The organism is Devosia equisanguinis, from assembly GCF_900631955.1.
GTDB lineage: Bacteria > Pseudomonadota > Alphaproteobacteria > Rhizobiales > Devosiaceae > Devosia > Devosia equisanguinis.
Genome location: NZ_UZWD01000025.1, coordinates 57,370 through 77,895 on the forward strand (window position 1 = coordinate 57,370; position 20,526 = coordinate 77,895).

Below are 20,526 nucleotides of genomic sequence, written 5' to 3' on the forward strand. Positions count from 1 at the left end.
CCCGGCTCGCGGTTCGCTTTTGAAAGGACCATAGAAAATGGCCAGGAAACCTACCGCGCGGACCGAGTTCGTGATGTTCGACATCGTCTATGAAGACGGCAGCCAGCGCTCGAACCGCAAGGTGGATGCGAACCTATTGGGTGGGCTCGACGGCGACGAACCCGCCAAGGCCGCCATCGAGGAACAGGACCGCGCCATCTCCGAAAAGTCCGGCGTGCCGCCGCTGGCCATCAAGTCGATCAAGCGCAGCGGGAAGTAGTCCCCGTCACCCCAGGGCCTTGTCGATTGCCGGTTTAACCACTGAGCCGTAGAGCTCGATGGACTTCATGACCTGGTCGTGCGGCAGGGTGCCGACGCTCAGCTGCAGGCCGAAGCGGTCGTGGCCGAACCATTCGTGCTGCATGAGGATCTTGTCGATGACCTCTTGCGGAGAGCCCACATAGTAGGCGCCTTCCGGCGTCGTTCCGGCATCGAACTGTGCCCGCGTTCCCGGAGGCCAGCCGCGTTCGGCGCCGATCTTGCTCATTACCGCATTGTGGGCGGGGAAGGCGGTGTCGCGTGCCTGCTGGCTGGTGGCGGCAATGAAGCCGTGGCCGGAGACGCCAAGCTTGAGCTTTGCGGCGTCGTGGCCGACCTTGGCGCCGGTCTGGCGATAGAGTTCGGTCAGCGGTTGGAACTGGCGCGGCCGTCCGCCGATGATGGCGATCATTAGCGGCAGACCGTAATAGGCGGCGCGGGCGACTGAGTTGGGGGTGCCGCCCACTGCGATCCAGAGCGGCAGGGGTTGTTGTAGCGGCTTGGGATAGATTTCCAGCCCGGGAATGGGCTTGGTGTGCTTGCTGCCAGGCCAGGCTACTTTGCCGCCTTCGCGGATTTTCAGCAGCATTTCGAGCTTTTCCTCGAACAGATCGTCATAGTCGTCGAGGTTAAGGCCGAAGAGCGGGAAGCTCTCGATGAATGAGCCGCGGCCGGCCATGATTTCGGCGCGGCCATTGCTGATGAGATCGAGCGTGGCGAATTGCTGCCAGACGCGAACCGGATCTTCCGAACTCAGCACAGTCACGGCGGTCGAAAGACGGATCGATTTGGTGCGGGCGGCGGCAGCCGCCAGAATGGTCACCGGAGCGGACGCGACATAGTCAGAGCGATGATGTTCGCCGAGGCCGTAAAAGGCCAGCCCCAGCTGGTCGGCCAGCTCGATTTCCTCGATCAGGTCCGCAAGACGCTCGGCGGGCCATTGCAGTCGATTGCCGTTGAGCGGATCGGGGGTGTTCTCGGCAAAGGAATATAGACCAAGTTCCATGAGTGTTCTCCTTGCCGGCAGATGTGGCCGCCTGGGCCCCTGGCTTCAAGAACGCACATGAGTGTTACCGCGCGGCGTGGTGTCCGCGCGGTGTCCAGGATCGATCAGACGTTGCTGGTGTCCGGTGTATAGGCAAAGGGCGAAACCGGGCTCGATGCCGGTTGCGGGGCCTTCTCGCCGGCTTGGCGATGAATTTCTGCGACCAGACCCGGGTCGAGCTTCAGCTTCACTGCCAGCGCTTCGAGATAGGCCTGTTCCGCCGATGTGTCGGCCGAGATGGCAACGAGGGAGGCGGCGTAGATCTCGGCGGCATGCTCGGGGGTGTCGGCGCGGGCCGCCACGGCGTTGATGTCGAGCGGCGAGCTCAGTTCGTCGAACACCCAGGCTTTTTCCTCGGCCGAGAGCGACATGGTCTTGAGCTTGTCGAAGATGACTTCCTTTTCGGTCGCGTCGATGCGGCCGTCGGCCTTGGCGGCGGCGATCATGGCGCGGACCAGGGTCTTGCCCAGTTCTTCATGCTCGGCGGCATTGGCGGTTGAGGGGATAAAGGCATCTTCCGAGGGCGCAGGGGCGGCGCCGGGCTGGCCCTGTTGATAGTTCTGCCAGGCCTTGTATGCGAGGCCGCCCACAGCGGCCAGCGCACCCGCCTTGACGGCAGTGCCGAGCAGCTTTCCCGGCTTGCCGCCGGAGAACAGCATGCCGGCGGCGAGGCCAGCCGCGCCGGTCATGGCGGTGCGCTGTGCATTCTTGTCGGTCTGCAGGGTCTTGATGATCTGGTCGATATTGAACATGGAAGCTCCCTTGGGTTTGGTCTGAGATGGGGTGGAGAAGGTCGTTTCGCAACGGCGCAGGCGGCCGAGAGTGGCCTCGGCCGCGAAATTTCCGGTTGTCTCGTCGGAGGGCACAAAAAAACCCCGGACTGTCCGGGGTTTTCTTTGCCTGGCGGGAGTAACCAGGGACCTATCGCTGATTAAGCGCCGGGAGCAGCGGGTTCAGCAACAGGGGCCGGGGTGGCTTCAACGCCAGCCGGCGTATCGGCGGCCGGAGCCGGAGTTTCCGTAGTCACGGCCGGAGCTTCGGTCATCGGAGCGGCGTCAACGCCGGTCGCCGGAGCTTCAGTCATGGGAGCCGGCGCGATCGCCGGGTCGGTGGTCAGCGGAGCTTCCACAGCGGGAACGCCGTTGACGTCAACAGTGGTCGTCGGGCCGGAGTTAGCCGAGAAGACCAGGTAACCAATGGCCAGCAGGGCCAGTGCAACGATGATGCCGACGAACCAGCCGGTGCCGTTGCTTTCACGGGTATAGACGGTACGGTTGCCGTCCTGGGTGTAGACGGTATCGCGTTCGGGGGTAGCCATCATTTGCTCCTTTGTTTCAACGCTGGCTAAGAAACGCGGAGTTTTGGGGTTCGTTCCCGGAACTGTGATTTGACGCTGAACTTGTGATCTGAATCGCTTTTTGCTTGCTATTACAAAAAGTTAACGCCCTAGACTAGAGGTCTGGAGCGTCGTTCTTTTGTGGCTTTTTTGAGATTTTATCGATCACGGCCAGGAAAAGTGCCGAGATGATGAAGGTCACGTGCAACACGGTGTACCAGAGAATCTGCTCATTGGTGTAACGCGGGACGTTGAGGAAGATCTGCAGGAGGTGGATCGAGGAGATGGCGACGATGGTCGAGGCCACCTTGATCTTGAGCGAGCCAGCATCGATCTGGCCCAGCCAATGCACATCGCCCTCATTGTCAAAACGCGAAACGAAGTTTTCGTAGCCCGAGATAATGACCATCACGACCAGGCTGGCGATCAGTGCGGCGTCGATCAGGCCGAGAATCTTGAGAATGGTTTCGGTCTCGTCGAGATCGAAAAGATGGCTGCCGAAATCCCAGAGCTTGATGCCGAAGGTGACCGCGTAGAGCAATAGCGCGATGCCGAGGCCGATATAGAAGACCACAAGCAGCCAGCGCGAGGCGAGGATGACGCGTTCGACAAGGATTTCGAGGTTCTTCATGGCGGCTCCGGAGCGGGACGCGCATGGATATCAAGCCTATGGCGGCGCGCAAGATGGCAAATGGCGTGCCGGCTGAGCGCAACTAAAAAAGGCCGGGCACTGGGCCCGGCCTTCTATATTCGCGGTTCGTATCAGGCGTCGATGCGCCGGATCGATCAGTTGCTGGCGACCGTGATCAGCGGGGTGATGCGGCGGATGGTGACGCGACGGTTTTCGCGTTCTGCCGCCTCGGTGCGGATCTTGAGGTAGCGCTCGCCATAGCCCTGGGTGGCCAGGTTTTCCGGCGGAATATTGTAGAAGTCGGTCAGAATGCGAGCCACCGTGGCGGCGCGCAGGTCGGACAGACGCAGGTTGGAAATGTCGGAGCCCACGGCGTCGGTATGGCCTTCGATGAGGAAGGTTTCGTTGGGGTTCCGGCTCAGCAGAGCCTGCATGGCATTGGCGACGTTGGACAGCGAAGCGACCTGATCACGGCTGATGGTTGCAGCGCCGGTATCGAAGGTCAGGTTACCGACTTCCAGCTTGCGCACGCTGTCACGGATACGGGCCGAGCGCTTGACCTCGTCGATCGAGTACAGGCGCGCAACCTGTTCCACCGGCGGCTGGCTGAAGAAGGTTTCAACCTCGCGTTCGTCGGCATAGCGGGCGTCGAGCACGTAGTCACGTACCGGGATGTTGAGACGCAGCGGCGGCAGGTCTGCACCCGGATCACGCCACTCCACCAGATTGCTGTCATAGCGATCGTCGAAGGTGGCGAGAACATATTCGCGACCATCCGGAGCAATACGCGAGCGGCGCAGAATGTCGCCATTGCGGTTGCGCACGGTCACGATCTGGGTGCCATCGGGGCGGGTGATCACTTCACGCACGCGGCCATTGCTGAGATTTTCGTAGTAAATCTCGTCCTGCTGCGGATTGTAGAAGCGGTCAGTATCCTGCCCGATGGAATTGACGATCAGCTGCGTACCAACCTGCAGGATCACCTGCGTGATGACGTCACCGGTATTGGCCTCGCGCACCGGCGTCTGCTCGATGACGGTGATGTTGTTCTGCTGGCCGATATTGTTCTGCGTGTTGTTGGTGACGTTGTTCTGGGTATTGTTGGTGGTGTTGTTGGTGACGTTGTTCGTCACGTTGTTAATATTGGTGATGTTGTTGACGTAGTTGTTGACCACCGTCTGGGTGACTGTGGTGTTGCCGGTGGCCTGGATTTCTGTGCCGGACTCGGCGGTGGCCGAAGCAACCGGTTCGGCGGCAAAGGCGCGCATCTGCTCGGACTGGGCCAAGGCGTCCGTTTCCGGTGGCGGCGGGGGCGGCTCGGTGGAGACAGCAGGCGTTGCGGTAGGCGCGACAGGCGCGGGCTGGCCGTCCTGCGTCGGGGCAACGGGGGCCACTTCCTGGTCCTTGGCGCTGTCGAGCACCGGGGCAATCTGCTCTTCGGTCACGCCGGCGGGAAGGTCCTCGATCACTTCGACGGGCTGGCCGGCGTCATTGACGACTTCGGGAGCAGCAGGAGCATCTGAAGGGCGCTGTTCCACCGGCTGCGGGGCCACGGGAGGCTGTTCGGCAGGCTGCTGCTCAGCAGGCGCGGCAGGCTGGACTGCGGCCGGCACTTCGGGCAACGACAGGCCATATTGAGCGAGACAGGCGTTGACATCGCCTAGCCCTGCCTCGGCACACAGGCGCTCGATTTCGGCGCGGGCGGCGGCCATGCGGTTCTGCGCATCAGTCTGGTCAGCACCACCGAGCATATCGGCAAAGGCACCATTGAACAGGTCGACCTGAGCGGCGAGGGCAGCACTGATGTCAGCCTGGGGCTGAGCGACAGGAGCCTCGGGCGCGGGCTGTTCTGCGGCTGGCTGTTCGACCTGCGCGGGCTGTTCGACGGGAGCAGGTTCCTCCACCGGCGCGGGGGCGGGCTGCTCGATAGCGGGTTCGGGCTGCGGGGCTTCGACCGGGGCAGGTGCCTCGACGGCCGGGGCGGGCGCAGGTTCCTCGACCGGTGCGGGCTCTTCAACTGCAGGGGCAGGTTCGGGCTGCGGCTCCTCAATCACCGGCTCGGGCTGGGGTTCCGGCTCGGGCTGGGGAACATCGACCGGGGCGGGTTCTGGAACGGGCTCGGGGGCAGGAGCAGGCGGTGGGGCGCTCTGGCCACCGGAGGCCGCAGCGATACATTCTTCGATGCTGGCGAAGCCATTGACGATGCAGAGCTCGGTGAGCGGGCCCTGGGCAGCGTCGATCGCAGCCTGATCACCCGAAGCCTGTGCTGCGAGATAGGCGCTGACGGCCGACTGCAAATCTGCATCCTGGGCCTGGGCGGCGATCGGGGCAAAGGCCATGAGGCCGATGCTGGTTCCGGTGAGAAGCCAGGTCTTGAGGCGCATAAGCATTATCCTTTTTGTGTTCTTGCACACGTCTTGCCGAGCATGGTGGGGCTTACCTGAACGCATTCTGAACGGTTGACGAAAGACGCTATCCCGGCCCACAGCCCCGGAACTCCCGGAACGCGGGCCTTTGCGGTTGGTTCCGAGATTTTGCCTTCGCAGACGTTCCAAGCAATTGAGACAGGAATGGGGCGAGTGGACGTCTCGCGCCAATGCGGGCCTCCCCGCCAGGGTGCGAGCATGCTAGGAGAGGAGCACATGAGACAGGTCATCGACACCATCCGCATCGAAACCAGCGGGCAACGCCTTTACGAGGTGACGCGGCATGTGCGGGCCTTCGTGCGCCAGTCGAGCATCGAAACAGGTCTCCTCACGGTCTATGTCAGGCACACGTCGTGCTCGCTGCTGATTCAGGAAAATGCCGATCCGGACGTGCAGGTCGACATGCTGGGCTTCTTTGACCGGCTGGTGCCCGAGGGGATGAGCTGGCTCGAGCATACGCTGGAAGGGCCAGACGACATGCCAGCCCATATCAAGGCGGCACTGACGCAGACGTCGATCGGCGTGCCTGTGGCGAATGGGGCGCCGGTATTCGGCACCTGGCAGGGGCTCTATCTCTTCGAGCATCGTCACCAGCGCCATGGGCGCGAACTCGTTCTGCATATCATCGGAGAATGATCTTGGATCTGGCAAGCCTGGCCGCCTACTGGCCCTTTCTACTCGGTCTATTGGCAACCGGTTTCGTGTCGGGGGTGGCAGCGGGCCTGCTGGGCATTGGCGGCGGCGCGGTGATCGTGCCAGTACTCGCCAACGCGCTGCTGCTTTTGGGCTATGATACGGATGTGGTGCAGCATGTGGCGGTGGGGTCCTCGCTCGCGATCATCATTCCCACCGGGATCATGAGCGCGCGCGCCCATTTCAAGCGCGGATCGCTGGATATGCGCATCCTCAAGCTGTGGGCGCCGCTGGTGGTCTTGGGAACACTGGTGGGCGGGTTGATCGCCGGCTGGTTCTCGGGCGATGTGCTGCGCATCATTTTTGCGGTGATGGCGTTCCTGATCGCGGCCAACATCCTTTTCGCCTGGCAAACCCGACTTATGGGGCATCTGAGCGGTTCAGCCACGACGCACCGGGTGATGGCGCTGATCGTCGGCTTTCTCTCCGCCTTCATGGGCATAGGCGGCGGATCGCTGACCGTGCCGACCTTGGTGGCCTTCGGCGAGACCATGCACAAGGCGGTGGGGACATCGGCGGCCATCGGCGTGGGCATCGCCTTGGCGGGAACGGTCGGCTATGTGGCGTCGGGCTGGTCGGTCGCCGGCCTGCCGCCGCTGAGCCTGGGCTATGTCAACTTGGTGGCACTGGTGCTGGTGGGGGGCATGGCGGCGCTTTGCGCACCCCTCGGGGCGGCATTGGCGCATCGGATGAGCCAGCAGACGCTGAAGTATGTGTTCGCCGCGTTCCTGGTGGCCGTCGGGCTCAACATGCTTTGGAAGGTGCTGGCGGGGTAAAGAGGGGTTGGTGGGGACGGGTGACTACGGTGGACCGTCCCCACCGCCCAAGCCCCCTCTGAGAGGGGAATCGGGGAGCTTCGGGCGACGGGGCCAAGATGGCGCCCCGAAGCGATGGGTCTGCATTGGCGCGACGGGTTTGTCCGAAAAGTGGCAAACCCGCCTTAATCCACTGCTTTACTTATCGGTGTTGCCCAATTCCCACTGCACATTCACCGTGACCGCGAAGGTCAGCTCGCCCGCTTCGACAGGAACGTCGGCGCCGGACTGCAGTTCCGCCCTGGCATACATGGCATAGGGCTGCGGGCTGCCGAAGTCCTGGGTTTCGCGAATGGAATCGAGGTCGCCCAGCTCGGCGCCGGCGACGCCGGCATAAAGCTCGGCCTTGGCGCGAGCATCGGCGAAAGCGGCCTTGCGGGCTTCGTTGAGCAGTTCGGACGGATCGGAAACCGAGAAGCTGACGCCATTGACGGTGTTGGCGCCGACGGTCACCGACTTGTCGAGAATGGAGCCGAGGTCTTCAAGATCGCGCACCACTACGGTGACGGAATTGGCGACCTGATAGCCGTTGATCTTGGGCGGAAGGGTATAGCCGAGATCGTCGCGGGCGTCGGAATAGACATAGTTCGGATTGACCGAGAAGCCGGACGTCTGGATGTCGCGAGCTTCGATGCCGGCTTCCTTGAGGGCGGCGATCAGGTCCGCCATGGCGGCGGTATTGGCGTCGAGCGCTTCGCGGGCGGTGGCACCCTGGGTGGTCACCCCGGACATGACGGTGGCCATGTCGGGCGCCGCGCGCACTTCACCACGCCCATCAATAGCAATCGTGCCGGCATAGGCGGGCAGGGCGGTGGCGAGGAGGGCGAAGGGAACGAGGACGCTGCGGATGCGCATGGCAAACTCCTGATAAACATGCTGCTCGGATAAGGGAGGTTTCCCGAGCCAATGCGTCCTTAATGCGGCGCAGATGAACCGAAGTTGAACAAGCCTGTTAGGTTAGGGTGGAAAGGAGCCAAGCATGTGGGAACTCGCCAGCTATGTGGTGACGGTGATCGGCCTGCCCATGGCCATCATGTTCTATATTCTCGACCGGCTGAAGCAACGGGCGCAGGAGGAGGAAGAGACCTATCTGCATCTCAGCGACGAATATGTGGGCTTCATGAAGCTGGCGCTGGAGCATGCGGATCTGCGCCTGCTCGATCCCAAGGCGACCGTTGGCCTCGACGAGGAACAGCGTACGCGCAAATCGGTGCTCTTCGGCATTCTGATCTCGCTGTTCGAGCGCGCCTATATCCTGACCTATACCCAACAGATGCGCGGCGCCGATCTCAGGCGCTGGCGCTCGTGGGAGGACTGGATGCGCGAATGGTGCCGCCGGGAGGATTTTCGCAGTGCCATGGCCGTGCATTTGGCCGGGGAGGATCCCGAATTCACGCTGTACCTCGAAGCGCTGGCCAAAGACGAGGAGGAGGCTGTGCGGACCCAAGCCAGTAAAGTATGATTTATTCGCGATCTGCGCTTGCACTGCCTGGCGCGGCTGGGTTAGTCACAGCCTGACATTTTACTCTGGCCGGCGGAGATGAACGTGAACCACATTCCTCAAGGTGTTCTGATCGGCCGCGCCAAGGTGCCCGGCATCGCCCACCCGGTCGTGGTGACGGTGCGCGACGAGCAACTCGTCGATATCACGGCGCCGGGCCTTGCCACGGTGCGCGACTACGCCGAAAGCGCCGACCCTGCCGGTCTCGTTTCCAAGGCCAAAGGCCGGGTGATCGGCGACGCGCAGGCAATCCTTGCCAATTCGGTTGCTGGCGCCAGCAAGGCCGATCTGCCCACACTGCTGGCTCCCATCGACCTGCAGGCAATCAAGGCTTCAGGCGTGACCTTCGTGGTGTCGCTGCTGGAGCGGGTGATCGAGGAGCAGGCGCGGGGCGACAAATCGCGCGCCGATGCGCTGCGCACTGAAATCCTCGACCTCATCGGCACCGATCTAAGCCAGCTGGTGCCCGGCTCGGATGCGGCGATGAAGGTCAAGGCTGCGCTGATCGAAAAGGGCGTGTGGAGCCAGTATCTGGAAGTGGGCATTGGCCCGGACGCCGAGATTTTCACCAAGGGCCAGCCGATGAGTGCGGTTGGCTATGGCGCCGAGGTGGGTCTGCACCCGATTTCGAGCTGGAACAATCCCGAGCCGGAAGTGGCGCTCCTGGTCACCAGCGAGGGCAAGATCATCGGTGCGACGCTGGGCAATGACGTCAACCTGCGCGACGTCGAAGGCAGGTCGGCCCTGCTGCTGGGCAAGGCCAAGGACAATAATGCATCCGCTTCGCTGGGGCCGTTCGTGCGTCTGTTCGACGGGGATTTCACGCTGGAGACAGTCGAGAACGCCGATATCAGCCTGCGCGTGGAAGGCCAGGACGGTTTCGTGCTCGAAGGCGGTTCCAACATGGCGCAGATTTCGCGCACTCCGGCCTCCCTGGTGGCGGCGACCATCGGCGATCATCACCAATATCCCGACGGGCTGGTGCTGTATCTCGGAACCATGTTCGCGCCGGTGAAGGATCGCGACGGCGCCGGCAAGGGTTTTACCCACAAGGTGGGCGACATTGTCTCGATTTCGACACCGAGCCTGGGTACGCTCTCGAACCGCGTCAACCTCTCGACCAAATGCCCGCCTTGGACTTATGGCACAAGCCATCTCCTGCGCGACCTCAGCCGCGCCGGGCTGCTCTGACATTCCCAATCCTGCCCGGCTGAAGTCGGGCCCGTCCGTTTTTCGAAAGGCTCTTCCATGACCGAACTGCACAAAAACCTCATCGATGGCGAATGGGTGGGCAGCGATGGCGTTGAGAATATCAACCCGTCCAATATCAATGAAGTGGTGGGCGTCTATGCCCGCGCCACTGCCGAGGAAACCAAGCAGGCGATCGCCGCCGCCAAGGCCGCGTTCCCGGCCTGGTCGCGCTCGGGCATTCTCGAGCGCCATGCCATCCTCTCCAAGGCCAGCCAGGAAATCCTGGCGCGCAAGCAGGAACTGGGCGAGCTGTTGAGCCGCGAAGAGGGCAAGACCCTGCCCGAAGGCATTGGCGAAGTGACCCGCGCCGCGCAGATCTTTGACTTCTTCGCCGGCGAAACGCTGCGCCTGGCCGGGGAAATTCTACCCAGCGCGCGTCCGGGACTGACGGTCGAAATCACCCGCGAGCCGGTTGGCGTCATCGGCATCATCACGCCGTGGAACTTCCCTATCGCCATTCCGGCCTGGAAGATGGCGCCCGCCCTGGCCTATGGCAATACCGTGGTCATCAAGCCGGCCGATTTGGTTCCGGGTTCGACCTGGGCCATCGTCGATATCCTGGTGCGGGCGGGCCTGCCCAAGGGCGTGGTCAACCTGGTGATGGGCAAGGGCTCGGTCGTGGGCCAGACCATGCTCGACAGCCCCGATGTCGCTGCGATCTCGTTCACCGGCTCGGTGGGCACCGGCAAGCGCGTGGCCGAGGCCTCGATCAAGGTGGGTCGCAAGTTCCAGCTCGAAATGGGCGGCAAGAACCCGACCATCGTGCTCGATGACGCCGATCTCAAGGTGGCCGTGGAGAGCGTGGCGCAGTCCGCCTTCTTCTCGACCGGCCAGCGCTGCACGGCCTCGAGCCGCGTCATCGTCACCGAAGGCATCCACGACAAGTTCGTGGCCGCTCTGGCCGAGCGCACCAGCAATCTGCGCGTCGGCGACGCGCTGGACAAGAACACCGAGATCGGCCCGGTTGTCGATCCGAGCCAGCTCAAGCAGGACACCGACTATATCGAGATCGGCAAGGGCGAGGGCGCCACGCTGGCCGCTGGTGGCGATCGCGTGAAGAAGGATACCGAGGGCTATTTCCTGCAGCCGACGCTGTTTACCGGCGCGACCAATCAGATGCGCATTGCCCGCGAGGAAATCTTCGGGCCGGTAGCCGCCGTCATCAAGGTGAAGGATTACGAGGAGGCCCTCGCCACGGCCAACGATACCGAGTTCGGCCTGTCGGCCGGTATCGTCACCACCTCGCTGAAATATGCGACGCACTTCAAGCGCAATTCGGAAGCCGGCATGGTCATGGTCAATGTGCCGACCGCGGGTGTCGACTTCCACGTGCCCTTCGGCGGTCGCAAGGGCTCGAGCTACGGCCCGCGCGAGCAGGGCAAGTATGCGGCGGAATTCTTCACCATCGTCAAGACGGCTTACACGTCCGCGGGCTAAGACTGACGGATTGGATTTATGAACGGGGCCCCTGGTGGGCCCCGTTTTTGTTTGCTGCAGTGCGGTGGGGGGAGGCGCCTGTGCGTCTCTGACGGATTACCCCACCTGCATCCTGGGCTGGGTGGCCTTGGCGATCAGGGTGCAGAGCTTGTAGATGCCGATTTCGATCTGCGCGGCGTCGCAGAGCGAGAAGCTCAGGCGCATGGTGTTGCGGCCGGTGCCGTCGGCATGGAAAGCCCCGCCGGGCACGAAGGCCACGTCCTGGGCGATGGCGAGCGGCAGCAGCGCGGCCGCGTCGATCCCCTCGGGCAGGGTGACCCAGATGAACAGGCCGCCATCCGGACGGGTCCATGACACGCCAGGCGGCGCGTGGCGCTCGAGTGCGGACAGCATGGCGTCGCGACGGGTCCTGTAGGTCTGGCGGGCGCGGGCGACGGTGGTGTCGAAACCGGCGACGGCCGCGTGATGGATGACGCGCTGGTTGAACGTGGCGGTGTGCAGGTCGGCGCCTTGCTTCAGCAGCGCCAGCTTGTGGATCAGCGCGGCCGGACCGCAAATCCAGCCAATGCGCATGCCGGGGGACAGCGTCTTGGAGAAGGTGCCGCAGTAAAGCGTGCGCGATGCGTCGATGCCGCCGCAGCGAGCGATGTCGAGCGCGGCGATGGGGGCGATATTCTCGCCCTCATAGCGCAGGTCGGTATAGGCGGCATCCTCGATGACCAGGGCATCGAGCGCCTCGGCCCGGTCGAGCGCCGCCAGTCGCTCGCGCTCGCTCATGGTGTCGCCGCTGGGATTGGCGAAATCGGGGATGAGATAGATCAGCTTGGGTGTAACGCCGTCCATGGCGAGCGGCGCATCCTGCTGGGCGAAGCGGGCACCATGGGCGGTGAGGCATTGCAGGGCCCCCAGATAGGTGGGACGCGAGACGAGGACGGTGTCGCCGGGGTCGAGCATCAGCCGGCCGATCAGGTCCAGCCCCTGCTGCGAGCCGGAGGTGATGAGGATATTGTCGAGCCCAGCCGGGATGCCCTTCCGGGCCATGGATTCGGCGATCCACTGCCGGAGCGGCGCAAAACCCTCGGTGGTCGAATATTGCAGCGCCTCGCGAGCACTGGCCGGACCGGAGAAAATCTCGCGCACTGCAGCATCCACCAGATCGACGCCAAGGAGCGAAGGATCGGGAATGCCGCCAGCAAAGGAAATCATCGAGGGCTTGCCCACCAGCTTGAGCAGCTCGCGGATTTCAGAGGCCTTTGCGGCCTTGGCGCGGGCAGACAGGCGGAAACCGGACGACGACATTTTTCTCGCTCCATGATCGGGGTGGGGCGATGCAATCAGCTTGGCCGATATATGTCAATAGTGCTGACCTAAATTGTGCCCGTCCGCCTACTTGCTGCGCTGCGTCATGGCCACGCCGCCGAGAATGAGTGCGACGCCCAGAGCGCTGGCCCAGAAGGTGGTGGGAGCGCCGCGCGCCAAATCGAAAATCACCCCCGAAACCATCTGCCCGCCAATGACCAGGAGCGCGCTGTTGACGGCGCCGATCCGTGGAATGAGCCAGGATCCAGCGGTGACGAAGATCACGCCCAGGGGGCCGCCGAGATAGACCCACCAGGGGGCGTCCGCGGCGCCTGGGCCGATGAGATTGCCGAAGACAAGGCCGATGGCGGTGAGAAAGACGAAGCCGATAATGTGGTTGAAGAAGGAGGCGATGAGCGGCGAGGTCGAGAGCGCCAGCCGACCATTGAGCTGGCGGCTGAGCCCGACCAGGACGCCCGCCGTTATGGCGTAGAAAACGAAGAGGGTCATGCCGCGCCACCCATGCCGAAGAAGATGATGATGAGGCTACCAGCTGTGATCAGCACCACTGCACCGGCATCGCGCACGGTGAGGCGCCGGCTTGGCAGGCCGAAGAGGCCCCATTTGTCTGCAGCGAGGCTGAACGCGACCTGTCCCGCGAGGCCGAGCGCCAGAGTGCCGGCAAGGGCCAGGGGTGTGTTGACGGCGGTTGAGGTCAGCATGACCGTCGCCGCGCCGGAAATGCCGCCGAGATAGGCCCAGAGCGGGGCCTTGTTGCGCACTGCTGTTACGGCCGCCTTGTCGCGAAACCACAAAAGGCCCAGCACGATGACGGCCGCGACGGTGCCGGTGCCATGCGCCAGCCACGACGAGTACAGCGCGCCGCCATAGCGCCCGGCCTCGGCATTGATGAACACGGCGAAGGTAAGCAGACCGCCAGAGGCAAAGGCAGCCAGCAGATGCAGCGGCTTGGGGCGCTGAGGGGAGAGGGAAGACATGGACACCGACTCGTACAGGAACGGCAAAGGCTAACATGGCATGTCACGTCATGCGCAACAGGGCATTAGCCCCTGCCATGCTGAGCCTTGTGTCGCACTGCGGCGGTTAGTTCCAGAGTTGGCAGAAGATGGCGGCGCCGAGGGTAAAGCCGTTGTCGTGAATGTTGGTCCCGGTTTGGCCGTCCAGATGACCATCCGAGAAGCTCACGCTGTCGCCATTGATAAGGAACGTGCCTTCGGTGCGGTCGTCCAGATCGCTATAGGTGCCGGCATCGTGGATGTTCAGGCCCATGCCGAGCAGAATGGTCGAGCCCGAATAGCAGGCATATTCGCCGGCTGGCAGTGTTGTTTCCGTGGGTGTCACCGGCGCGGTGCCGTCCGCCGATATCAGCATCGAGGCGCTCCATACGTCGGTGAGGGTTTGCGGATCGCCATCCTTGTGGATGGTGCAGGCGCTGCCGTCTATGGCGACGACGGTGGCGAGCGCGCCTGCCGGCGTCTTCACCTTCTGCCCCAGCTGGCAGGCCTGCAAGGCCTGGGCATCAGCGGGAAACACGGTGACGGAGGCGAGCAAGGCGGCAAACAGGGCGGCGACGGCGACAGATTTCATTTGCAAATATCCTGATCCTGGCCTGGACGAATTGGCCCCCCGCGCCACCAACCTAGCGCTATATGCTCAGTGGTTCAATAAAAACTTGCTTGGTCTGACAGGGCTGCTGCGCGTCGGCACGGCCCTGCGGAAAGGTGGCCATTGGGCGCCGAGGCCTTGGCACCAATCGCGCCCCGGTGCGTTGTCGTGGGCTGTTAGATGGGAAAGTGGAGCCATGCCGAAAGCGTCGCGACGGATTGCTATCGTGGGGGGAGGGCCCTCGGCGGTCTATATCGTCAGAAATTTGCTGCAAAAGGCAGGGCGTTTCCACATCACCGTTTTCGAGGCCGGGCAGGCAGTGGGCAGCGGTATTCCCTATGCCGAGGATCAGAACGGGCCGCAGATGATGGCCAATATCACCTCGGTGGAAATCCCCCCGGTGCTGGTGTCGCTGGCGGATTGGTTGCGCGCCGGCGATGGCGACGTGCTGCGCCGGTTTGGCTTGAAGCGTGATGACATTGGAGAGCGCGACTTTTATCCGCGCATCCTCATCGGCGCCTACTATGTCGATCAGTTGAACCGGCTGAAACAGGCTGGAGAGGTGGCTGGCCACCGCGTTATCCTAGAAGCCGGGGTGTCTGTGCACGACATTGAGCCCCGCCCGGATGGCTTTGCGCTCACGGTACAGCAGAATGGCCGGACCGCCCGCCAGGCATTCGATGCCGTGTTCATGGCCACCGGGCATTTGACCGAGATGAAAAAGCCCAAGCGCGTGAGCGGGCTTTATCGTTCGCCCTATCCCACCCAGGCCCTCGAACTTGGGCCCGACAGGGCGGCGCTGGTATTGGGCAGTTCGCTCAGCGCCATCGATGCCGTGATTGCCCTAGCTACACGCTATGGCAGTTTTCGCGGCGATGGTGACGTCGTGGACTATGTGGCGCGGTCGGACCGCCCACTGCGTCTGGTCATGGCCTCGCGCAAGGGCATTTTGCCCGAGGCTGATTTCTACTATCCCATCCCCGAAGAGCCCCTGTTCATTTTCTCGCCGGCCCGCTTGGCGGCGATGACGGCAGAGGGCCGGAGCGGCCTGCTGTCCCGCGCCATGGCGCTGTTCCGGCAACAGCTCGTCGCTGATGATCCGGAATTTGTCGAGCGGCTGGGTATCACCAGGTTTACCCCTGAAAATTTCGCACGGGCCTATTTCAACCTGCGCCAGGCGCGCCACGGTTTTAGTCCGGTATCCGCAAATCTGGCGGAAGCGAAGGCCAACCACGGTCGCAAGCACGTGGTGATGTGGCGCTATACGTTGATGCGCGCGCATGAGGCATTTTCCGGCATAGTGCCCTTTCTCGACCGCGACGATCTCAAGCGCTTCCGGGCGCATATGGCGCCGGTGTTCAGCGACGCCTATGGCTGCGTGCCGCATATATCCATAGAGCGGCTCTTGGCCCTGCACCGCGCTGGCTGTCTCGAGATCGTGGCTTTGGGCGATGGCGGTTCGATCCGCTATGGAAAGGGAAGGTTTGCGCTCGCCGGCTGCGGCCGGGACCAGGATTTTGGGGTGTTGATCGATGCGCGCGGGCAACAGGCAGAGACCATGGCCAGCCTCGGTTTCGCCAAGCTGGATCAGGCGCTTGAAAGGACCGACTTCTTCAGGCGCAGCGGTGCTGGGGGCGAAGAGGATCAGTTCCGGCTGCCCCTCGATCCCCCGCTCAGCCGCGATATTTTCTGCCTCTCGATCCCGCTGATGATGCATCGCTATCCATTCGCCCAGGGGCTGGTGGCCTGTGCGGAAGCGGCGGAAGTCGCTGCCGGCGCGTTATAGGGGCGTTGCTGGCAGCGGATCGCCACCGCCTCAAACACTTTCGCGCAAGGCCGGAACATTTTCACCGGCGCTACCGTTGGCCTGACGACATATCGTCTTGACGCCAGCGAGGAGAATTTCCATGGCGAACCAATCGGTGGGCCTGCATGTCGAAGATAGTGGCGGCACTGGCCGGCCAGTCGTCCTGATCCATGGCTGGCCGTTATCCGGCAAGGCCTGGGAGCATCAGGTGCCTGCCCTGTCGGCGGCGGGGTTTCGTGTGATCACTTATGATCGCAGGGGCTTTGGAGCCTCCGAAAAGCCCGACAGCGGCTTTGATTATTCGACCCTCGCCAATGACCTGGCCGATGTCATCGCCGCCAAGGGGCTCGATGACGTGACGCTGGTGGGCTTTTCCATGGGTGGCGGGGAAGTGGCGCGCTATGTGGCTGAGCATGGCGACAGCAAGCTGCATTCTGTGGTCTTCGCCGCTGCGGTACCGCCCTACATGATGAAAACGCCAGACAATCCCGAAGGGCCGCTGACCGAAGACAAGGCCAAGGAGATGGAGGCCGGAATCAAGGCCGACCGCGCTGCGTTTTTCGAGCAATTCACCAAGGACTTCTTCTCCGCCAATGGCGAATTGAAGGTGTCCGAAGAGGAACGGCAGAAGGCCATTGCGCTCTGCCATCAGTCGGACCAAACGGCGGCTCTTGGCTGCATGGAGGCCTTCGGCACCACCGATTTCCGAGACGACCTAAGGGCTGTCAGCGTGCCGGCGCTCATCATCCACGGCGACGCCGATGGTATCGTGCCGCTGGAGGGTTCCGGCGCCAGGACGCATGCGGCTATTCCAAGCAGTGAATTGGTCGTGGTCCCCGGCGCGCCGCATGGCTTCAATGTCAGCCATGCCGAGGACTTCAACCGCCACCTCATCGCGTTTCTGCGCAAGTAGGACGCGTCGCGAGGCAAGCAAAAAGGGCCCGCTTCTTGCGGGCCTTTTTATTGCGCTGCGCTGGGCGGATCGGCGGCGGGGACAACCCACACCTGTTCGGGCGGTGTGGAGGGAAAGACCCATTTGGTCCAGTTTTCCATAAGCCATTTGCAGCTCACGGCGCCGGTTGGTCCTGCGTCCGGGGGAAGGACTTGCGGAATGCGGCCGGCCTTGTATCCGGTAGCGACCAGCAGGGCATTCTCCTGGTCGGGGATAACGACAAGCATGAATTCAACCCAATCCTCATAGGGCAGGATTGCGGGAAATCTCAGGCGCATGCCAGTGTAGATCATGCTGTCGGGCCAGTCGGCCAGGCGTATGAGAGACATGGGATTTCACATTGTAGGCGAGAGGGGCGAGGCCGCGATAGTAGCAGGCCCGTTGCCTCCTGGCATAGGTGAGCTGAATGGGTAGACACGTGCCAATTTGGATGATGGCGCTGGCCTTTGCGCTGCTGTCCAGCCCCTCATCGGGGCAGGACAGTATCGAGGGGGATCTGCCGGCGGGGGCGCCATTCGACGGGATGAGCGACCACGCAAGCATGTTCGATCTCTACCAGATGGCCCGCATTGCTCTGGACGTGCGCGGCAGGCAGGCGGAGGTCGACACAGCCGGGCTAGCTGCGGCATTGGAGGATGCGCTGGCGGCGAATGGATATGGTGGCTCGCGCATTGTGGTTGGGCCAATTACGGCGGACATGTGCTCGGCCGATGGCGTGATCGAAACGCGGGTCGATCCCGAGGCTGGTGGAGAAGAGCTGTCCGTTGCGGTGGCTAGCGCGGTGTGGATTTCGCAGCTGACGGCAGGCCATGCCGGCGTTGCGGATGACATGGAGTTCGCGCAGGCCTGCCAGGCCGCACCGAATTAGCCTTTGAAAGGTCTGTCGTCGTCGTCCGAGGCGCTCGGCCGAGGCCGAGCGACCGTCCCGCCTAGACGTGTCGGTAACTAGACGAACGCCTCACGCCACCTGCGCGAAGCGTTCGTCGAAGGCGTAGCCGGCGCCGCGGACGGTGCGGATGGGGTCGGCTTCCTTGCCGCGGTTGATGGCGCGGCGGAGGCGGCCAATATGCACGTCGACGGTGCGTTCATCGACATAGACGTCATTGCCCCAGACGCCGTCGAGCAGCTGTTCGCGGGAATAGACGCGGCCGGGATGGCGCATGAGATATTCGAGCAGGCGATATTCGGTGGGGCCGAGATGGACGTCGCGATTGGCGCGGCGGACGCGGTGGGTGGTGCGGTCGAGCTCGAGATCGCCGACCTTGAGTGCGGCCGTGACGAGATTGGGATTGGCGCGGCGCAACAGGGCGTGGATGCGCGCCACTAGTTCCGGCACGGAGAAGGGCTTGACCACATAGTCGTCGGCGCCTGTGGAGAGGCCGCGAACGCGCTCTTCCTCTTCGCCGCGGGCGGTCAGCATGATGATGGGGACGCGGGCGGTTTCATCACGGGCGCGCAGGCGCCGACACAGCTCGATGCCGGAGATTTCGGGCAGCATCCAGTCGAGCAGGATAAGGTCCGGCAGCTTTTCCTGGATGGCATGCTGCGCCTCGTCGCCCGTTTCGGCGGTGACGACACGAAATCCCTCGGCTTCGAGGTTGTAGCGCAGCAGGATGGCGATGTCGCTTTCGTCTTCGACGATGAGGATGGTCGCGGGCATATGGATGTGCTCCGTCGGTCGGCACCATATGGTGCCGTGTATGTGGTTATATCCCGCCATTCGAGCACAGCTCTCATGGCCTTAGCTGCTTGAAAGGCTCCACCGGAGCCTTTCATCTGCTGAGCAGACCGCTCGCTAAGCCTTGATCTGCTGGCGCTGCAATTGCTGTTCTTCGGCGGTCAGCTGCTTGCCGGTGGCCAGATAATAGGCGCGTTCGGCGATATTTGTCGCATGGTCGCCGATACGCTCGAGGTTCTTGGCGCAGAACAGCAGATGCGTGCAGGTGGTGATGTTGCGCGGATCTTCGAGCATATAGGTGAGGAGTTCGCGGAAGAGCGAGGTGTGCATGGCGTCGACTTCGTCGTCGCGGTTGCAGACTTCCACCGCTTCCTTGGCCTCGCGATTGGCGTAGGCGTCGAGCGCATCCTTGACCTGGCGCAGAACCAGCGCGGTCATGTTCTTGACGCCGTTGTAGAAGGTCGGCTGCAAATTGATGCCTTCGAGCTTCAATGAACGGCGGGCCAGCTGCTTGGCCATGTCACCGATGCGTTCGAGGTCGTTGGCAACGTGAATGGCTGTGATGATCGAACGCAGGTCTGATGCCATGGGCTGGCGGCGGGCAATCATCGAGACGGCCATGTCATCGATCTTGCGCTGCATGTCATCGATGCGCTGATCGGCGATGATGGTGACATCGGCGAGTTCGCGGTCGAGCTTGAGCAAGGCGCGGGTGCCGTTCTCGATGGCAACCTCGACCTGGCCGCCCATTTCGGCGATGGCCTGGGCGAGCGTGGCAAGCTCTTCATTATAGGAGGTGACGATGTGTTCGGCGCCGGTATTTGGCATGTCTGTGTCCTTTCCCGCGCTTAGCCGATGCGGCCCATGATGTAGTCCTGGGTCTGCTTGTTCACCGGGTTGGTGAATATCTCTTCAGTGTCGCCCTGTTCGATGAGATTGCCCAGATGGAAGAAGGCGGTTTTCTGGGAGACGCGGGCGGCCTGCTGCATCGAGTGGGTCACGATGACGATGGTATAGTTGGCGCGCAGCTCGTCGATCAGCTCTTCGATGATCGCGGTGGCGATCGGGTCGAGGGCCGAGCAGGGCTCGTCCATGAGGATGACTTCTGGGCCGACGGCGATGGCGCGGGCAATGCACAGGCGCTGCTGCTGGCCACCGGAGAGGCCGGTGCCGGGCTCCTGCAGGCGGTCCTTCACTTCTTCGAACAGGCCGGCCTTGCGGAGCGAGGAGGTGACGATTTCGTCGAGGTCGGTCTTGCTGCGCGCAAGGCCATGGATGCGCGGGCCGTAGGCGACGTTGTCATAGATCGACTTGGGGAAGGGATTGGGCTTCTGGAACACCATGCCGACGCGGGCGCGCAGTTCGACCACGTCCAGGTCCTGGGCGTAGATGTCCTGCCCGTCGAGTTCGATCTTGCCACCGACCTTGGCGCCTTCGATGGTGTCGTTCATGCGATTGATGCAGCGCAGGAAGGTCGACTTGCCGCAGCCCGACGGCCCGATGAAGGCGGTGACGGCGCGGTCGGGGATGTCGATCGAGATGCCGTGCAAGGCCTGCTTGGCGCCGTAATGGACGGTCACGTCGCGGGCGGTAAGACGAATATTGGGCTCGATCATATCCATGGGGTCCAGTTTGGCGCTGAGGCTCTTGGCAGCGGTCGGCTTAACTTTTCCAGCAAGCAAATCCATTTTGAGGCTCCTTCGCGGATTGTAGTCCTGCGGACTTCAATCCG

Annotated in this window: 23 protein-coding genes; 9 read left to right on the forward strand and 14 right to left on the reverse strand. The window is 62.9% G+C overall.

The features are described 5' to 3' along the window. Positions 1-37 precede the first annotated feature (37 nt). Positions 38-259 carry a hypothetical protein gene (locus DEVEQU_RS09760; RefSeq protein ID WP_126150384.1) on the forward strand — a complete coding sequence of 74 codons (222 nt, stop codon included), beginning with the start codon at positions 38-40 and terminating at the stop codon, positions 257-259. A 6-nt stretch (positions 260-265) separates the two neighbouring features. Here the strand turns inward: DEVEQU_RS09760 and DEVEQU_RS09765 are convergent, their stop codons facing one another. From DEVEQU_RS09765 to DEVEQU_RS20010, 5 genes are all read right to left on the reverse strand, one after another. Further along, complete coding sequence (locus DEVEQU_RS09765) at positions 266-1,303, reverse strand: LLM class flavin-dependent oxidoreductase (protein WP_126150385.1); 1,038 nt, start codon at positions 1,301-1,303, stop codon at positions 266-268. Between the two features lie 104 nt (positions 1,304-1,407). Then, a complete protein-coding gene (locus DEVEQU_RS09770) occupies positions 1,408-2,094 on the reverse strand; it encodes a tellurite resistance TerB family protein (RefSeq protein ID WP_126150386.1) in 687 nt (228 codons plus the stop codon). A gap of 179 nt (positions 2,095-2,273) precedes the next feature. Further along, positions 2,274-2,660 (reverse strand): hypothetical protein, encoded by a 387-nt coding sequence (locus DEVEQU_RS09775; RefSeq protein WP_126150387.1) that lies wholly within the window; start codon positions 2,658-2,660, stop codon positions 2,274-2,276. 133 nt (positions 2,661-2,793) lie between these two features. After that, entirely contained in the window at positions 2,794-3,309 is a 516-nt protein-coding gene (locus DEVEQU_RS09780) for a TIGR00645 family protein (RefSeq protein WP_126150388.1), read from the reverse strand. Positions 3,310-3,464: 155 nt separating this feature from the next. Beyond that, positions 3,465-5,693: an OmpA family protein gene (locus DEVEQU_RS20010; RefSeq protein WP_223214164.1), complete on the reverse strand. Its 2,229-nt coding sequence runs from the start codon at positions 5,691-5,693 to the stop codon at positions 3,465-3,467. Positions 5,694-5,951: 258 nt separating this feature from the next. On the opposite strand from DEVEQU_RS20010, the gene DEVEQU_RS09790 reads away from it, so the two are divergent. After that, positions 5,952-6,371: a secondary thiamine-phosphate synthase enzyme YjbQ gene (locus DEVEQU_RS09790; protein WP_126150389.1), complete on the forward strand. Its 420-nt coding sequence runs from the start codon at positions 5,952-5,954 to the stop codon at positions 6,369-6,371. A 2-nt stretch (positions 6,372-6,373) separates the two neighbouring features. Further along, a complete protein-coding gene (locus DEVEQU_RS09795) occupies positions 6,374-7,204 on the forward strand; it encodes a sulfite exporter TauE/SafE family protein (RefSeq protein WP_164550337.1) in 831 nt (276 codons plus the stop codon). 177 nt (positions 7,205-7,381) lie between these two features. On the opposite strand, the gene DEVEQU_RS09800 is transcribed toward DEVEQU_RS09795, so the two are convergent. Beyond that, on the reverse strand, positions 7,382-8,098 hold the full coding sequence (locus DEVEQU_RS09800; RefSeq protein WP_126150391.1) for an SIMPL domain-containing protein: 717 nt from the start codon (positions 8,096-8,098) through the stop codon (positions 7,382-7,384). Between the two features lie 124 nt (positions 8,099-8,222). On the opposite strand from DEVEQU_RS09800, the gene DEVEQU_RS09805 reads away from it, so the two are divergent. The 3 genes from DEVEQU_RS09805 to DEVEQU_RS09815 all read left to right on the forward strand — a co-directional run bounded on the left by DEVEQU_RS09805 (position 8,223) and on the right by DEVEQU_RS09815 (position 11,432). After that, positions 8,223-8,705 carry a hypothetical protein gene (locus DEVEQU_RS09805; RefSeq protein WP_126150392.1) on the forward strand — a complete coding sequence of 161 codons (483 nt, stop codon included), beginning with the start codon at positions 8,223-8,225 and terminating at the stop codon, positions 8,703-8,705. 78 nt (positions 8,706-8,783) lie between these two features. Next, complete coding sequence (locus tag DEVEQU_RS09810) at positions 8,784-9,935, forward strand: fumarylacetoacetate hydrolase family protein (RefSeq protein ID WP_126150393.1); 1,152 nt, start codon at positions 8,784-8,786, stop codon at positions 9,933-9,935. 57 nt (positions 9,936-9,992) lie between these two features. Beyond that, complete coding sequence (locus DEVEQU_RS09815; protein WP_126150394.1) at positions 9,993-11,432, forward strand: aldehyde dehydrogenase family protein; 1,440 nt, start codon at positions 9,993-9,995, stop codon at positions 11,430-11,432. 96 nt (positions 11,433-11,528) lie between these two features. Here DEVEQU_RS09815 and DEVEQU_RS09820 read toward each other — a convergent pair whose 3' ends face one another. From DEVEQU_RS09820 to DEVEQU_RS19890, 4 genes are all read right to left on the reverse strand, one after another. After that, entirely contained in the window at positions 11,529-12,731 is a 1,203-nt protein-coding gene (locus DEVEQU_RS09820) for an aminotransferase-like domain-containing protein (RefSeq protein WP_126150395.1), read from the reverse strand. Between the two features lie 87 nt (positions 12,732-12,818). After that, entirely contained in the window at positions 12,819-13,241 is a 423-nt protein-coding gene (locus DEVEQU_RS09825; protein ID WP_126150396.1) for a DMT family transporter, read from the reverse strand. Further along, on the reverse strand, positions 13,238-13,729 hold the full coding sequence (locus DEVEQU_RS09830) for a DMT family transporter (protein ID WP_126150397.1): 492 nt from the start codon (positions 13,727-13,729) through the stop codon (positions 13,238-13,240). The genes DEVEQU_RS09825 and DEVEQU_RS09830 overlap by 4 nt, the downstream gene beginning before the upstream one ends. A 106-nt stretch (positions 13,730-13,835) precedes the next feature. Then, entirely contained in the window at positions 13,836-14,339 is a 504-nt protein-coding gene (locus DEVEQU_RS19890; RefSeq protein WP_164550338.1) for a hypothetical protein, read from the reverse strand. A gap of 214 nt (positions 14,340-14,553) precedes the next feature. Between DEVEQU_RS19890 and DEVEQU_RS09840 the strand changes: the two genes are divergently transcribed. Next, positions 14,554-16,143 (forward strand): FAD/NAD(P)-binding protein, encoded by a 1,590-nt coding sequence (locus DEVEQU_RS09840; RefSeq protein WP_164550339.1) that lies wholly within the window; start codon positions 14,554-14,556, stop codon positions 16,141-16,143. A gap of 121 nt (positions 16,144-16,264) precedes the next feature. Then, entirely contained in the window at positions 16,265-17,077 is an 813-nt protein-coding gene (locus DEVEQU_RS09845) for an alpha/beta fold hydrolase (protein WP_126150400.1), read from the forward strand. A 47-nt stretch (positions 17,078-17,124) separates the two neighbouring features. Here the strand turns inward: DEVEQU_RS09845 and imm45 are convergent, their stop codons facing one another. Next, a complete protein-coding gene (gene imm45, locus DEVEQU_RS09850; RefSeq protein WP_126150401.1) occupies positions 17,125-17,445 on the reverse strand; it encodes an Imm45 family immunity protein in 321 nt (106 codons plus the stop codon). A gap of 77 nt (positions 17,446-17,522) precedes the next feature. On the opposite strand from imm45, the gene DEVEQU_RS09855 reads away from it, so the two are divergent. Continuing rightward, on the forward strand, positions 17,523-17,984 hold the full coding sequence (locus tag DEVEQU_RS09855) for a hypothetical protein (protein WP_126150402.1): 462 nt from the start codon (positions 17,523-17,525) through the stop codon (positions 17,982-17,984). Positions 17,985-18,074: 90 nt separating this feature from the next. Here DEVEQU_RS09855 and phoB read toward each other — a convergent pair whose 3' ends face one another. From phoB to pstB, 3 genes are all read right to left on the reverse strand, one after another. After that, positions 18,075-18,776, reverse strand: coding sequence for a phosphate regulon transcriptional regulator PhoB (gene phoB, locus DEVEQU_RS09860; RefSeq protein WP_126150403.1), 702 nt, complete (start codon positions 18,774-18,776; stop codon positions 18,075-18,077). Between the two features lie 135 nt (positions 18,777-18,911). Then, positions 18,912-19,622, reverse strand: coding sequence for a phosphate signaling complex protein PhoU (phoU, locus tag DEVEQU_RS09865; protein ID WP_126150404.1), 711 nt, complete (start codon positions 19,620-19,622; stop codon positions 18,912-18,914). 20 nt (positions 19,623-19,642) lie between these two features. After that, positions 19,643-20,416, reverse strand: coding sequence for a phosphate ABC transporter ATP-binding protein PstB (pstB, locus tag DEVEQU_RS09870; protein ID WP_223214179.1), 774 nt, complete (start codon positions 20,414-20,416; stop codon positions 19,643-19,645). Between the last annotated feature and the right edge of the window lie 110 nt (positions 20,417-20,526).

What these genes read in the sequence shown, in the direction of transcription:
- DEVEQU_RS09760 (WP_126150384.1), top strand. Translation starts at nt 38, where the DNA reads ATGGCCAGGAAACCTACCGCGCGGACCGAGTTCGTGATGTTCGACATC.
- DEVEQU_RS09765 (WP_126150385.1), bottom strand. Translation starts at nt 1,303, where the DNA reads ATGGAACTTGGTCTATATTCCTTTGCCGAGAACACCCCCGATCCGCTC.
- DEVEQU_RS09770 (WP_126150386.1), bottom strand. Translation starts at nt 2,094, where the DNA reads ATGTTCAATATCGACCAGATCATCAAGACCCTGCAGACCGACAAGAAT.
- DEVEQU_RS09775 (WP_126150387.1), bottom strand. Translation starts at nt 2,660, where the DNA reads ATGGCTACCCCCGAACGCGATACCGTCTACACCCAGGACGGCAACCGT.
- DEVEQU_RS09780 (WP_126150388.1), bottom strand. Translation starts at nt 3,309, where the DNA reads ATGAAGAACCTCGAAATCCTTGTCGAACGCGTCATCCTCGCCTCGCGC.
- DEVEQU_RS20010 (WP_223214164.1), bottom strand. Translation starts at nt 5,693, where the DNA reads ATGCGCCTCAAGACCTGGCTTCTCACCGGAACCAGCATCGGCCTCATG.
- DEVEQU_RS09790 (WP_126150389.1), top strand. Translation starts at nt 5,952, where the DNA reads ATGAGACAGGTCATCGACACCATCCGCATCGAAACCAGCGGGCAACGC.
- DEVEQU_RS09800 (WP_126150391.1), bottom strand. Translation starts at nt 8,098, where the DNA reads ATGCGCATCCGCAGCGTCCTCGTTCCCTTCGCCCTCCTCGCCACCGCC.
- DEVEQU_RS09805 (WP_126150392.1), top strand. Translation starts at nt 8,223, where the DNA reads ATGTGGGAACTCGCCAGCTATGTGGTGACGGTGATCGGCCTGCCCATG.
- DEVEQU_RS09810 (WP_126150393.1), top strand. Translation starts at nt 8,784, where the DNA reads ATGAACGTGAACCACATTCCTCAAGGTGTTCTGATCGGCCGCGCCAAG.
- DEVEQU_RS09815 (WP_126150394.1), top strand. Translation starts at nt 9,993, where the DNA reads ATGACCGAACTGCACAAAAACCTCATCGATGGCGAATGGGTGGGCAGC.
- DEVEQU_RS09820 (WP_126150395.1), bottom strand. Translation starts at nt 12,731, where the DNA reads ATGTCGTCGTCCGGTTTCCGCCTGTCTGCCCGCGCCAAGGCCGCAAAG.
- DEVEQU_RS09825 (WP_126150396.1), bottom strand. Translation starts at nt 13,241, where the DNA reads ATGACCCTCTTCGTTTTCTACGCCATAACGGCGGGCGTCCTGGTCGGG.
- DEVEQU_RS09830 (WP_126150397.1), bottom strand. Translation starts at nt 13,729, where the DNA reads ATGTCTTCCCTCTCCCCTCAGCGCCCCAAGCCGCTGCATCTGCTGGCT.
- DEVEQU_RS19890 (WP_164550338.1), bottom strand. Translation starts at nt 14,339, where the DNA reads ATGAAATCTGTCGCCGTCGCCGCCCTGTTTGCCGCCTTGCTCGCCTCC.
- DEVEQU_RS09840 (WP_164550339.1), top strand. Translation starts at nt 14,554, where the DNA reads ATGCCGAAAGCGTCGCGACGGATTGCTATCGTGGGGGGAGGGCCCTCG.
- DEVEQU_RS09845 (WP_126150400.1), top strand. Translation starts at nt 16,265, where the DNA reads ATGGCGAACCAATCGGTGGGCCTGCATGTCGAAGATAGTGGCGGCACT.
- imm45 (WP_126150401.1), bottom strand. Translation starts at nt 17,445, where the DNA reads ATGTCTCTCATACGCCTGGCCGACTGGCCCGACAGCATGATCTACACT.
- DEVEQU_RS09855 (WP_126150402.1), top strand. Translation starts at nt 17,523, where the DNA reads ATGGGTAGACACGTGCCAATTTGGATGATGGCGCTGGCCTTTGCGCTG.
- phoB (WP_126150403.1), bottom strand. Translation starts at nt 18,776, where the DNA reads ATGCCCGCGACCATCCTCATCGTCGAAGACGAAAGCGACATCGCCATC.
- phoU (WP_126150404.1), bottom strand. Translation starts at nt 19,622, where the DNA reads ATGCCAAATACCGGCGCCGAACACATCGTCACCTCCTATAATGAAGAG.
- pstB (WP_223214179.1), bottom strand. Translation starts at nt 20,416, where the DNA reads ATGGATATGATCGAGCCCAATATTCGTCTTACCGCCCGCGACGTGACC.